Source organism: Actinomadura geliboluensis (assembly GCF_043197915.1).
In the GTDB taxonomy this organism is placed as follows: domain Bacteria; phylum Actinomycetota; class Actinomycetes; order Streptosporangiales; family Streptosporangiaceae; genus Spirillospora; species Spirillospora geliboluensis.
Window position 1 is genome coordinate 21,915 of sequence record NZ_JBICUA010000001.1, and the last position, 12,344, is coordinate 34,258.

13 protein-coding genes are annotated in these 12,344 nt (G+C 71.3%); 5 read left to right on the top strand and 8 right to left on the bottom strand.

All coding sequences use genetic code 11. From position 1 onward, the window contains the following. Window position 1: 1 nt before the first annotated feature. From ACGFI1_RS00125 to ACGFI1_RS00140, 4 genes are all read right to left on the bottom strand, one after another. Window positions 2-829, bottom strand: a complete 828-nt coding sequence (locus ACGFI1_RS00125) for an ABC transporter permease (RefSeq protein WP_138633864.1) — start codon at window positions 827-829, stop codon at window positions 2-4. After that, window positions 826-1,731 carry an ABC transporter permease gene (locus ACGFI1_RS00130; protein ID WP_386868305.1) on the bottom strand — a complete coding sequence of 302 codons (906 nt, stop codon included), beginning with the start codon at window positions 1,729-1,731 and terminating at the stop codon, window positions 826-828. The genes ACGFI1_RS00125 and ACGFI1_RS00130 overlap by 4 nt, the downstream gene beginning before the upstream one ends. Continuing rightward, window positions 1,728-2,786 (bottom strand): ABC transporter substrate-binding protein, encoded by a 1,059-nt coding sequence (locus ACGFI1_RS00135; protein ID WP_138633858.1) that lies wholly within the window; start codon window positions 2,784-2,786, stop codon window positions 1,728-1,730. Before ACGFI1_RS00135 ends, ACGFI1_RS00130 begins: the two co-directional genes overlap by 4 nt. 453 nt (window positions 2,787-3,239) lie before the next feature. Next, window positions 3,240-4,601, bottom strand: coding sequence for an MBL fold metallo-hydrolase (locus ACGFI1_RS00140; RefSeq protein WP_392781531.1), 1,362 nt, complete (start codon window positions 4,599-4,601; stop codon window positions 3,240-3,242). Window positions 4,602-4,862: 261 nt separating this feature from the next. On the opposite strand from ACGFI1_RS00140, the gene ACGFI1_RS00145 reads away from it, so the two are divergent. Next, window positions 4,863-5,132 (top strand): metal-sensitive transcriptional regulator, encoded by a 270-nt coding sequence (locus ACGFI1_RS00145; protein ID WP_138633853.1) that lies wholly within the window; start codon window positions 4,863-4,865, stop codon window positions 5,130-5,132. 45 nt (window positions 5,133-5,177) lie between these two features. Here ACGFI1_RS00145 and ACGFI1_RS00150 read toward each other — a convergent pair whose 3' ends face one another. Then, entirely contained in the window at window positions 5,178-6,284 is a 1,107-nt protein-coding gene (locus tag ACGFI1_RS00150) for an endonuclease/exonuclease/phosphatase family protein (RefSeq protein ID WP_392781534.1), read from the bottom strand. Between the two features lie 103 nt (window positions 6,285-6,387). Here ACGFI1_RS00150 and ACGFI1_RS00155 point away from each other — a divergent pair, with 103 nt between their 5' ends. Further along, window positions 6,388-7,083 (top strand): response regulator transcription factor, encoded by a 696-nt coding sequence (locus tag ACGFI1_RS00155; protein WP_138633850.1) that lies wholly within the window; start codon window positions 6,388-6,390, stop codon window positions 7,081-7,083. After that, window positions 7,076-8,251, top strand: a complete 1,176-nt coding sequence (locus ACGFI1_RS00160; RefSeq protein ID WP_392781537.1) for a sensor histidine kinase — start codon at window positions 7,076-7,078, stop codon at window positions 8,249-8,251. The genes ACGFI1_RS00155 and ACGFI1_RS00160 overlap by 8 nt, the downstream gene beginning before the upstream one ends. On the opposite strand, the gene ACGFI1_RS00165 is transcribed toward ACGFI1_RS00160, so the two are convergent. The 3 genes from ACGFI1_RS00165 to ACGFI1_RS00175 form a co-directional block, all read right to left on the bottom strand. Continuing rightward, window positions 8,229-9,287 carry a lectin-like domain-containing protein gene (locus tag ACGFI1_RS00165; protein ID WP_392781540.1) on the bottom strand — a complete coding sequence of 353 codons (1,059 nt, stop codon included), beginning with the start codon at window positions 9,285-9,287 and terminating at the stop codon, window positions 8,229-8,231. The two genes, ACGFI1_RS00160 and ACGFI1_RS00165, sit on opposite strands and share 23 nt — an antisense overlap. 157 nt (window positions 9,288-9,444) lie before the next feature. After that, a complete protein-coding gene (locus ACGFI1_RS00170) occupies window positions 9,445-9,720 on the bottom strand; it encodes a hypothetical protein (protein WP_386868316.1) in 276 nt (91 codons plus the stop codon). Continuing rightward, window positions 9,717-10,139 (bottom strand): STAS domain-containing protein, encoded by a 423-nt coding sequence (locus ACGFI1_RS00175; RefSeq protein ID WP_392781542.1) that lies wholly within the window; start codon window positions 10,137-10,139, stop codon window positions 9,717-9,719. Before ACGFI1_RS00175 ends, ACGFI1_RS00170 begins: the two co-directional genes overlap by 4 nt. Window positions 10,140-10,399: 260 nt before the next feature. Between ACGFI1_RS00175 and ACGFI1_RS00180 the strand changes: the two genes are divergently transcribed. Together ACGFI1_RS00180 and ACGFI1_RS00185 are read left to right on the top strand one after the other, a co-directional pair. Beyond that, window positions 10,400-11,407 (top strand): ornithine carbamoyltransferase subunit F, encoded by a 1,008-nt coding sequence (locus ACGFI1_RS00180; RefSeq protein WP_392781545.1) that lies wholly within the window; start codon window positions 10,400-10,402, stop codon window positions 11,405-11,407. Between the two features lie 148 nt (window positions 11,408-11,555). Beyond that, a complete protein-coding gene (locus ACGFI1_RS00185) occupies window positions 11,556-12,107 on the top strand; it encodes a dihydrofolate reductase family protein (protein ID WP_387068433.1) in 552 nt (183 codons plus the stop codon). Window positions 12,108-12,344: the final 237 nt, after the last annotated feature.

Here is a 12,344-nt window from a genome sequence, read left to right on the forward strand (position 1 = left end):
GTCATGCACCTGTGTTCGTTGCGGGGCGTGCCGTGCGGCGGCGGGCGACCTGCCGGATCAGCCGGGTCAGGCCGAGGACGATGAAGGAGCCGAAGATGACGATCAGCACCAGCGTCGAGAGGGCCGCGACGGTGGGATCGATCTGGACCCGGATGCCGGACCACATCTGGACGGGCAGGGTCGTCATCTCCGGGCCGGAGAGGAAGATCGCGGTGACGACCTCGTCCCAGCTGATGAAGAAGGCGAACAGCCCGCCGGCGAGGACGCTCGGGAGGATGAGCGGGAGGGTCACCTTGAAGAAGGTCGTGACCGGTCCCGCGCCGAGGCTCATCGCGGCCATCTCGAGCCGCCGGTCGACCGAGACCAGCCCCGCCACGACGTTGATCACGACGTAGGGGACGGCCAGGCACGTGTGGACCAGGACGAAGCCGAGCGTCGTCTGCGTGAGCCCGAGCTCCAGGAAGGCGATGTAGGCCGCCAGGCCGACGATGACGTAGGGGACGATCAGCGGCGCCAGCAGCACCGCCATGATCGTGTTGCGGAACGGGAGGCTGCCGCGCACCAGGGCGAGGGCCGCGAGGACGCCGAGGACGACCGCGCAGACCGACGACAGCAGCGCGACGTTGAGGCTCGCCAGGGCCGAGTCGATCCAGACCGGGTCGTCCAGGATGTTGCGGAACCAGCGCAGCGACATCTCGCCGGGCGGGAAGGACAGGAACGAGCTGTCCGAGAACGACATCGGGACGACGATGAGGACCGGCAGGACGAGGTAGACGCCGACGACGGCGGCCAGGGTCACGAGTCCGGCACGGGTGAGGATCTTTGTCATGGCTGCCGCATCAGGTGTTTCTGGAGGTCGACGAACCGTCCGGCCACCACGAGCAGGAGGAGGGTGGTGAGCAGGAGCATCGTCGCGAGGGCCGCGGCGAAGCCGAACCGGAGCACGGTGCTGACCTGCTGCACGATCAGCTCGCCGATCATTGTGTTCTTCGGGCCGCCGAGCAGCGCCGGGGTGATGTAGTACCCGAGCGCCTGGACGAACGTGAGCAGCACCGCCGCCGCGACGCCGGGCGCGCTGAGCGGCACGAAGATCCGCCAGAACGCGCCGGCCGGGCGGTCGCCGAGCGACTCCGCCGCCTGGAGCAGCCGCCGGTCGATGCCCTGCATGGTCGCGTAGATCGGCAGCACCGCGAAGGGCAGCGCGACCTGCACCATGCCGAAGACGACGCCGGTGAGCGTGCGGATCAGCGGGATCGGCTGGTCGACGAGGTCGAGCGACTGGAGCGTCGAGTTGAAGGCGCCGGTGTCCCGGAGGAAGAGCACGAGCGCGAAGCTGCGCACCAGGATGCTCGTCCAGAACGGGACGAGGACCAGCCCCAGCATGATCATCCGCCAGCCGGGCCCGACGAGCGTCATGAGGTAGGCGTAGGGGTAGGCGAGCGCGAGCGTCACCACCGTGACGATCGCCGCGATCAGGAACGTGTTGCCGAGGACGCGCGGGTACACGGCGTTCGCGAAGACGTCGCGGTAGTTCTGGAGGCCGACGGTCGGGTCCGTCAGGCTGCGGGACAGCATGACGACGAGCGGCACCACGAACACCAGGACGAGGAAGACCAGCAGCGGCAGGACCAGGACGCCCCAGCCGTCGAAGCGCGTCCAGCGGGGCAGCCGCAGCGGGCGGGGCCGCCCCCGGACCCTGCCCGCCGAGGAGTCAGCGGTGGCCGACGTCACTTGGCGATCCACGCGTTCAGTCGCTCGGTCACACCGTCGTAGTTCTTGGCCCAGTAGGCGTAGTCCACGAGACCCGCGGAGCTCTGCGCGTTGGCGGGGAAGCCCGGCAGCTCCTTGCGGACGTTCTCCGGCACCAGGTCGAGCGCCTTCGCACTGGCCGGGCCGTAGATCGACGCCTCGGCGTCCGCGGCCTGCGCCTTGGGGTTGTCGAGGAACCAGCGCATCCACTCGAAGGCGAGGTCCTTGTTCGGGTAGCCCTTCGGCACCACGATCTGGTCGTAGGAGACCAGGTTCTCCTTCCACTCGTTCGCGACCTTCTCCCCCGCCTGCTGGGCCTGGAAGATCCGGCCGCTCCACGCCTGGACGAGGGGCGCCTCACCGCTGGCCAGCATCTGGGTCATCTGGTCGCCGGTGTCGAAGAAGACGATGTCGCGCTTGATCGAGTCGAGCTTCTTGAAGGCCCGGTCGATGTCGAGCGGGTAGAGCTGGTCGGGCTTGACGCCGTCCGCGAGGAGCGCGGCCTCGAACATGCCGCCGGTCGCGTACTTCCAGAAGCCCCGCTTGCCGGGGAAGCGCTGGGTGTCGAAGAACTCGGCCCACGTCGTCGGGTGCGCGCCCGAGAAGGTCTTGGAGTTGTACGCGATCGTGAAGGAGTACTGCAGGATCGGGATGGCGCACGGGCCGATCTGGTTCTCGGCGACGCCCGTCGCCTTGGCCTTGTCGAGGATGTCCTGCGGCAGCTTCTCCAGCAGCCCGCCCTCGCAGGCCGTGTTCGCGAAGTTCGGCTCCACCTCGGTCGGCCCCGAGGTGACCTTGCCCGCCTCCACCTGCGCCTTGATCTTGGCGTAGTCGGTGGGAGAGTCCTGCTTGATCGTGACGCCCTTGGTCTTGGCCCAGGGGGTGAAGTAGGAGTCGACGTGCGCCTTCTGGGCGGCCCCGCCCCACATGGTCACCGTGAGCGACGAATCGGAGGCGCCGGAGCCGCCGCCGCAGGCGCTCAACGCGACGGCCAAGCCCGCCGCCGAGGCGATGGCGAGCAACCTGGTGGTCTTCATCGACCCTCCCGTTCCGGGGGTTGTTTGACTGATGCGTCAGTTAATGTCGTACACCGTGACGTGCGCCACGCTCGGTGTCAAGAGGTCACCGGCAACTTCTCGCCCACCGGACCCCGCACCGTCGCATCACCCTCGGAAACCGCCGTCCGCCCCACCGAAGCGCTGGTCAACGCGCTGCCGCCCCCGGGCGCCGGAGAATCCGGCGCCCGGGGGCGACCGACCGCGAACCCGGGTCGCGGCCCCACCCGGACGAGCGCCGCCGGCGGGCCCGCGGCTCGGGTGAGCGGCACGGCCCCGCCGAAAGGGACGATCTGCGCGCGCCGAAATGCGCATTCGCCGGGAACTCTGACAGCAAGTCAAAAGTCCGGTTTCATGCGGCGCGCGCGGCGCAGTAGGCGCCTGAGCTAACGCCCGGAAAAAGCCACCGCGTCCGGAATTGTGGACGCCTGATCGTCAGGCGGCGGCGGTGAGCGGCAGGCCGGCGCGGGCGCTGGCGGCGTACTCGTCGTCGATGGCGACCACGCGCCGTCCGGCGGCGGCCAGCAGCGAGGCGGCGATGGCGGCGCGGTAGCCGCCCGCGCAATGCACCCACACCTCGCCGCCCGGCACCTCGGCCAGGCGCGTCGGCAGGTCCTGCAGCGGGATGTGCACGGCGCCGTCGATGTGCGACTCGTCCCACTCCAGGGCACGGCGCACGTCGAGGACCACGACCGGGCGGTGGTGCCGGACGGCCGCCAGTTCCTCGAACGACGCTCTCGGGAAGGACGCGAGGTCCTCCGCGCCCGCCCAGCGCTCGGGGCCGCCGGTGGCCGACGCGGCCGGGCGGTCGATCCCGATGCGGACCAGTTCGCGCTGGGCGTCCGCCACGTCCTCGGGCGTCTCCCCCAGCAGCGTCAATGGCGTGCCCCACGGGACGAGCCAGCCGAGGTAGGTCGCGAAACTGCCGTCCAGCCCGAAGTTGAGCGTCCCGGCCATGTGACCGGCCGCGAACGCCGTCCGGGTCCGCAGGTCGACGACCCACTCCCCGGCCTCGATGCGGCGGCGCAGTTCGGCGGCGTCCGCGCGGCGCGCCTCCGACAGATCGGGCGCCTCCGGCCCGGCGGTGTTGGCCGGCTCCATGTGGGCGTAGTAGGCGGGCCAGGCGTCCAGGCCGGCCAGCAGCCCCTCGACGTACTCCTTCTCGTCCAGGGTGAGCGCGGGATTGCCGCGCTTCTCCCGCCCGATCGTCGACGCCTCGGACTCGGACTGGGTGGCCGAGCAGAAGCTGCCGAACCCGTGGGTGGGGAAGATCTCGGCGTCGTCGGGCAGCTCGCGCGCCAGCCGCCGCACCGAGCCGTACTGGGCGGTCGCGAGATCGAGGGTGTGGGACGGCCCGAGCAGGTCCGGCCGTCCGGTGGACCCGTACAGCAGCGACCCGCCGCTGAACACCGCGGGCGGCCGGCCCTCGGCCTCCAGGACGTAGGCCAGGTGCGTGAACGTGTGGCCCGGAGTCGCCAGGACCCGCACCCGCATCCGGGAGCCGACCTCGATCACGTCGCCCTCGGCCACCGCGTGGTGCTCGAAGGCCACGGGGTCGGCGGCGTTGAGGTGGTAGGCGGCACCGGTCGCCCGGGCCAGCGCCAGTCCGCCGGTCACGTAGTCGTTGTGGACGTGTGTCTCGAAGACGTCGACGACCGCCACCCGCCGGGCCTCGGCCAGGGCGAGCACCCGGTCGATGTCGCGCTGCGGGTCGATCACGAGCGCGACCTCGCCGTCGGTGACGAAGTAGCTGCGGTCCCCCAGCGTGGGGGTGTCGATCGGAACGATCTCGATCACTGGCCTGCCTCGCTCTCCGTTGTCCGCGATCTGTCGCTCATATACCCCTGGGGGTATTTTTCCTCGCACGTTAGCCGATGGACGAAGCGGGATGCAAATACCCCCTGGGGTATCCTGGAGAGCGCAAGGGGATGCGAGCAGGCATCGCCCGGGTGGCATGGCGGCCATCTGGCGAGCGCCAGGGTGCCCGTATGCCGCTCCCGTCCGGCCCGGTCGAAACCGTCCCGCGCCGTATACCCTGGCGGGTATTAGGAGGTCAACGTGAGATTCGAGGCTGACTCGCTGGCCGACGTCCTCGTGCGCCTGCGCCGTGCGCAGGGGCAGCTCGGCGGCGTCATCCAGATGATCGAGAACGAGCGGGACTGCAAGGACGTGATCGCCCAGCTGGCGGCGGTCTCCCGGGCGCTGGACCGCGCCGGGTTCAAGATCATCGCAACGGGCCTGGAGAAGTGCGTCCAGGAGGGCGCGGATCCCGAGCAGGCCGCGGTGGACCGCGCCCAGCTGGAAAAGCTCTTCATGAGCCTCGCCTGACCGGTCGGACTTCCCCGCGGCCGGGCGGGCACGACGGCCGCCGCGTCACCAGCTGATCGCGGCAGCCACCGGCAGGTGGTCGCTGCCGGTCGACGGCAGCGACCACGCCCTCTGCGGCTTCACGCCCCTGACCAGGACCTGGTCGATCCGGACCATCGGGAACGCCGCCGGCCAGGTGAAGCCGAAGCCGTCCCCGGCCGCGTCCTGGGCCGAGCGCATCCGCGACGTGAGGGTGTCGAACGCGCGGTCGTCCATGGTGCCGTTCAGGTCGCCGAGCAGCACGACCCGCTCGTTCTTCTCCGAGGCCACGGCCTCGGCGAGCGCCTGCGCGCCCCTGTCCCGATGGGTCGTCCAGAATCCCGCCCTGGGATTCACCCGTACGGACCCGAGGTGGGCGACGTACACCGCCAGCGGCCCGTGGTCCGTGGCCACTGTGGTGCGGAATGCCCGGTTGTAGGTCATCTTTTCGTCGGCCGGCTTGGTCTCCCCCAGCGGGCCATAGTCCATCTTGATGTCGACCGGCTGGGTGTCCGACAGGGGCAGCTTGCTCCACAGCCCGACCGTGCCCTGCACCGTGTGGTGCGGGTACGCCTTCGCCAGTTCCCGCTCGAACGTTCCCAGGGCCTGCGTGGTCAGCTCCTGCAGAGCCAGGACGTCCGCCCCGGAGGCGGCCAGGCCGCGGGCGGCGCCTGCCGGGTCGGGGTTGGCGGCGCCGACGTTGTGGCTGGCCACGGTGAGGTCGCCGCCCGGACCGGACCTGTCGCCGAGCAGCCCGCCGAAAAGGTGCAGCCACACCGCGACCGGCAGCAGCAGCGCGAGCGTCGCGGTGGCGGAGCGACGCAAGAGCGCGGCGACCAGCAGCACCGGGATGAGCAGGCCGAGCCACGGGAGGACGGTCTCCAGCAGGCTGCCGAGGTGCATGCCACGGTTCGGGACCTCGGCGTGCAGCAGCATGAGCAGGGCCAGCAGCAGGGCCAGCGCCGCGAGGACCAGGCCGCGCTTCCACGGGCCGGGCCGGGAGCCGAGGCGGACCGCGCGGCGGACGGCCGCGCGCCAGGCGCCGGAGCCGGTATCCGGGCCGCCGGTGCCGACCGAGCCGGTCTCCGCCGTGTCCACCTGCGTCATCGTCTGGCCTCGCTCACTGCCGGTCACCCCTGCATCCTGCATGCCGACCAGTCAACGCGGCGCGATGTTGCCGTCGCGTATGCGGTTTTACATACGCCGGCGATATGCGCCCGTTCGTAGCATCGAGCGCATGCGCGTGCTGATCGTCGAGGACGAGCCCTACATGGCGGAGGCGATCCGCGACGGCCTCCGCCTGGAGGCGATCGCGGCCGACATCGCGGGGGACGGCGACACCGCGCTGGAGCTGCTCGCCGTCAACGCCTACGACATCGCCGTCCTGGACCGCGACGTCCCCGGGCCGTCCGGCGACGAGATCGCCGAGCGCATCGTCGCCTCCGGGAGCGGCATGCCGATCATGATGCTCACCGCGGCCGACCGCCTCGACGACAAGGCCACCGGGTTCGGGCTCGGCGCCGACGACTACCTCACGAAGCCGTTCGAACTGCGCGAACTCGTGCTCAGGCTGCGGGCCCTCGACCGCAGGCGGGCCCACAGCCGGCCCCCGGTGCGGGAGATCGCGGGCCTGCGGCTGGACCCGTTCCGCAGGGAGGTGTTCCGGGACGGCCGCTACGTCGCGCTGACCCGGAAGCAGTTCGCGGTGCTCGAAGTGCTCATCGCCGCCGAAGGCGGCGTCGTCAGCGCCGAGGAACTGCTGGAGCGCGCATGGGACGAGAACGCCGACCCGTTCACCAACGCCGTCCGCATCACCGTCTCGGCGCTGCGCAAACGGCTCGGCGAGCCCTGGGTCATCGCGACCGTGCCGGGCGTCGGCTACCGCATCTCCACCGGGCCGGGGGCCGGAGGTGAGGGCGGCGGGCATGGATAGGGGCCCGGGTCTGAGCGCCCGCCTCCAGCTCACGCTCAGCTACGCCGCGTTCCTCATGCTCGCGGGTGCGCTGCTGCTAGCGGCGGTGTGGGTGTTCCTCCTGCGCTACGTCCCCGACCGCGCGCTCATCGTGCCCTCCGGCACCACCAATACGGGCGTCTTCCCCATCCGGTCGAACCTGCTGCGCGTCTTCGCCCCGCGGGCGGCGGCCGTCCTGGCGTTCCTGCTGCTCTTCGGCCTGGTGGGAGGGTGGATCCTCGCCGGCCGCATGCTCGCCCCGCTGACCCGCATCACCGGCGCCGCCCGGCTGGCCACGGAGGGATCGCTCTCCCACCGGATCCGGCTGCCCGGCCGCAGGGACGAGTTCCGCGAACTCGCCGACGCCTTCGACGCGATGCTCGCGCGGCTCGAGGCGCACGTCGCCGAGCAGCAGCGGTTCGCGGCCAACGCCTCCCACGAGCTGCGGACCCCGCTGGCGATCTCGAAGACGCTGCTGGACGTGGCCCGCGGCGATCCGGCCCGTGACACCGGCGAGATCATCGACCGCCTCCACGCCGTCAACGGCCGGGCCATCGACCTCACCGAAGCCCTTCTGGTGCTCAGCCGCGCCAACCAGCGTGCCTTCACCCGAGAGCATGTCGACCTCTCCCTCGTGGCGGAGGAGGCCACCGAAGCGCTCCTCCCCCTGGCGGAGAAGCACGGCATCACCATCGAGACCTCGGGCGACATCGCTCACACCGTCGGCTCACACGCGCTGTTGCTTCAGCTGACCACGAACCTCGTGCAGAACGCGATCGTCCACAACCTGCCCGAACGGGGCACCGCTCGGGTCACGACCAGCGTCCGTCCCGAAACGGTGGTGCTCACCGTTGAGAACACCGGCGAGAAGCTCGCGGCCCAGCGAGTGTCGACGCTCACCGAGCCGTTCCAGCGCGGCACCGAACGCGTCCACACCGATCACGCGGGCGTCGGCCTCGGCCTGGCGATCGTCAAGTCCATCGCCCACGCACACGGCGGAGCGCTCACCCTCGTCCCGCGCCCCGCCGGCGGGCTCCGCATCACCGTGGAGCTCCCGCGGCATTCCCTCGCACCGCTGAACGAAGCACCGGGAAACCGCTCGCGGTGCCCGGTCGGCGAACGGCCGGTCAGCGGACGGAGCGCAGGGTGAGTCTCCGGATCAGGTGCACGTCGGTGTGCGGGCCCGTGGAGGCGGCGAAGCCGAACTTGACGGTGTCGGGCAGGGGCTCGGGAGCCGGGAACCGCAGCACCCGCTGGAAGCCCTTGCCGTCCCGGAAGTCGATGTCCACCGTCACCATCGGGTCGGACCCGGGCGGCACCACGACGCGGACGACCCGCTTCACCGGTTCGAGAAGGGCCTCGGCCCGCTTCGGCTTGACCCGGGCGGGCATCTCCTTCAGGGAGCCGTGGAGCCGGCCGGGAAGCGCGGACGGCCACGGGCCGGTGTCCTTCTTGTTGGCCGTCGTGGCGTCGAGGACGCAGTAACCCTCGGTGCCGTCCCCCGGCCCGCGCGCGGTCACGATGTTGGGCCCGGGAGGAGGCGCCTGGAACCTCGTCCCGGCCGGGGAACGCCGCTCGCAGCCGTTCCCGCGCTGCTCTCCATCGCCGAAGTAGTCGCCCAGCACGTCCAGGCCGATACCGAGGTATCCGCCTTCGACACCCGGGATGAGCCGGCCCTCGGTGCTGCCGTCCGGCAGTTTCTGGGCGTAGCCGAGGCTTCCGCCGAAGGCGCCGGGCGTGGTGAGCCCTTTCTCGCCGTCGGTGAGGAAGAAGGAGATCCCGTCCGCCGGGGTCCGCGTGGTGTTGCCGTACTGCCACTGCTCGAAGGTCACCTCCAGGCCGTCCTCCGCCTGGACCGGCGAGTCGAACAGCACGGCGCCGGTCTCCTCGAAGTGGGCGTCGGTGAGCTGGAGGTAGCCGTGCGGCGCCGCGCCGACCGGCGGAACGGGACCGGCCGGGTCCGGGTGGCAGCCGCCGAGCGGGTGGTTCGCGGCCTCCGCCACCTGGCCCCCGCGGCGCGCGCCCGTCAGGCACGCGGCCCCGTACCCGATGAAGCGCGAGTCGGTGACGGCTCCGGTGAACGACTCCGCGACCAGGACCGCCCTCGGACGCTGCCGCGCCGCCTGGGCGGGACCGGCCGACGCGGCGGCCGCGGCGACTCCGATCAGCGCGACGACACGAAGCATCCCACGTCTCATGCTGGACTCTTCCATTCGAATTCGAAGTGATCTCCCCTGCCGGTTTCATATGACCATGGACTCACGACGAGCTCCAGCAATTGCCGTGCCCGCAGCGGCATTCACACCAATTCATTACGGAAATGCGCGGCATCCCATCAGGCGGTCATGCCTTTCCCATGGCCGGGCTTTCCGCCGCGCGGCGCGGCCCGCCCGCGCTCGCGCTGACGAGGCACTGGAGCGATGGTCGGCGCGCTCCGCAGCGCCGCTTCGCGCAGGTGCGGTAGAGGGCGGCCAAGTCGGCGTCCGACAGCTGCGCCACCAGGGTCTCCGGGCGCTGCCCGGCCAGGACCGCCGCACGGGTCAGCATGAGCGCCAGGTCGGTGATCGCGGCGTCCTCCACGGCGTCCTTCGCGGGGCGGCGCACGTCGGTGAAGGTCACGGCGTCGCTCCTTCCTCGGCGGGCATCTCCCAGCCGAGCAGGCGCATGGCCTTGCGGGCGACGGGCGGAGCGCCGTACACGCGGAGCCGCCGTCCCTGGCGGATCAGGACCTGCTCGGCCCGGTGCAGGAGAGCCAGGCAGCCGACGTCGATGAAGTCGAGGCGCCTCAGGTCCACGTGCAGATCCGAGGTACCGGGAGCCGTCATGGTGCGCAAGGTGGCGGCGAGGAGGTCCCGGTTGGACAGGTCGGCCTCGCCTTCGAGCCGAAGCAGCAGGGGGTGGGGGGCGGTGACGACCCTCAGGAGTCCGTCCCGGGTCTCGGTGACGCCTGGACGCGGACTCGGCACGCTCAGCGTCCCGTGAAGGACGGGCTGAACGAGCGAGATCGGAGGAGTGGACAGCTCAGCGTAGGGAGTCATGCGCTCAGCCTGCTCGCCGCACAACGAGATCGCGCCTGGGGATGTCACTGGCCGATACCCAGGTCCTCCCGGGCGCACGCAGGGCACCAGTGCATCGGCCAGGGTCTTCCCCGGCGCGGTCCAAGGCCATGCAGAGCAAGCCTGGAGAGACGTCTTGCGCAGGTCCTTCGGAGCCCCGATCCGGCAGAGCCCGCGCACCTACTCCCCCTGGTAGGGCCGTCGGCCCCGGTCGGTTGGGAGATGCCTGTGAAGGAGCCCGCATGACCACCTCACTCAACGAGCTCGCAATCACCGGTCCGCTGCTCACCGGCCTCGATCTGGACGGCGGCCGGCTCCGGGAACTGCTGTCGCTCGCGGCCCGGCTGAAGGACGGAGCGGTCGGCGAACCGGCCGCGGAGCCGCTGCGGGGCAAGAACATCGCGCTGGTCCTCCAGCGGCCCGCGGCCCGCTCCCGCGCCGCGGTCGAGACCGCCGCCGCGGAGCTGGGCGCCGGCACCACCGTCCTGTCCGCGGCGTCCCTCCGGAAGCCGCCCGCCGCCACCGCCAGGGCGCTGAGCAGGGACTTCGACGGCATCGCCTACGCCGGCACCGACCACGACGCCCTCGTCCGGCTCGCGCGGGCGGCGACCGTGCCGGTCTGGAACCTCGGCACGGACCCCTGGCGTCCCGTCCAGGCCGTCGCCGACCTCCTCACCATGCGGGAGCTGGACGGCGGCGACCTCGCCGGCATCGCCTTCTGCTTCACCGGCGACGCCCGCGCCCCCATCGCCGCGTCGCTGCTCACCACCGGCGCGAGCCTCGGCATGGACGTGCGGATCGCCGCCCCCGTCCACATGCGCCCGCCCGCCGGCGTCCTCAGCCGCGTCCACGACCTCGCGCGCCGCAGCGGCGCCCGCGTCCTGATCACCACCGACGCCCGCGACGCCGTCGCCGGGGCGGGCTTCGTGCACACCGCCGCGTGGGTCACGACCGACCTGCCCTTCCACAGCCTGCTCGCCCGCGTGCAGGCCCTCGTCCCCTACCGCGTCACCGGCCAGCTCCTGCGGGCCACCGGCCGGACGGACGCGCGGTTCATGCACGGCCTGCCGGCGGTCCACGACGCCGAGTCCCCGGTCGGCCGCCGCCTCTACCGGCAGTTCGGGCTCACCGGCGCCGAAGTCACCGAGGCGGTGTACGGCTCGCCGCAGTCCGCCGTCGTCCAGCAGGCCGCCAACCGGGTACCGGCCGCCAAGGCGCTGCTGCTCAGCGCCTTGGCGCCACCACGATGAACACCTGACGGCCCCTCTCGCGCCCGGTTCCGGTCGGCGATCCAAAGAAAAGTTCGCCGGCTTGTCGATCCGCCGGACCGTCGTTCGACCTCTGGATGACGGTCCCCCTCCACGGGGCCGGCCCGGACGCGATCAAGGGAGCATTCCGATGGGATTCATCAAGTCCAGCCTCTTCATCTCGCTCGACGGTGTGATCGAGGCGCCGGAGACCTGGCACTTCCCCTACTTCGACGACCAGATGGGCGCCGTGGTCGGCGAACTGATGAACGAGGCCGAGGCGACCCTCCTCGGCCGGACGACCTACGACGGGTTCGCCGCCTACTGGCCCGACGCCGACCCCGCGGACCCGATGACCAAGGCCATGAACAGCGCCCGCAAGTACGTCGTTTCCACCACGCTGACCGAGGCCACCTGGGAGAACTCGACGCTGATCAACGGGGACGTCGCGGCACGGCTGGCCGAGCTCAAGGCCGACACCCGGCTCGGTACGACGGGCAGTGCCGCCCTGGTGCGCTGGATGCTCGGGCAGGGCCTGGTCGACGAGTTGCACCTGCTCCTGCACCCGATCGTCGTCGGGCATGGCGACAAGCTCTTCACCGACGGCGAGACGGTGCCTTTGAAGCTGGTGTCCTCCACCACCTTCGAGGGCACCGGCGTGGTTCACCTCGTCTACGCCAACGCCGACTCCTCCACCGGCTGAGCCCGCGATCCCCATCGCCGGCTCCTCGACGAAATGCCTCCGGGCCCGGCGCGTTCGGCGATCCGAATACCGGGTGCCGTTACCGCTTTCTCTGCGCGTAACCGAGGCATTGCGCGGCTATACGGTGCTTTGAACGCGAGGCCCGTAGGCTCCTTGGCATGCGTGCCGCCCCGCGCCGGGGCGGCACATTCCAGCCGGGGGAACGACCTTGCCGGAACGGTACGGCCCGCAGTTCGG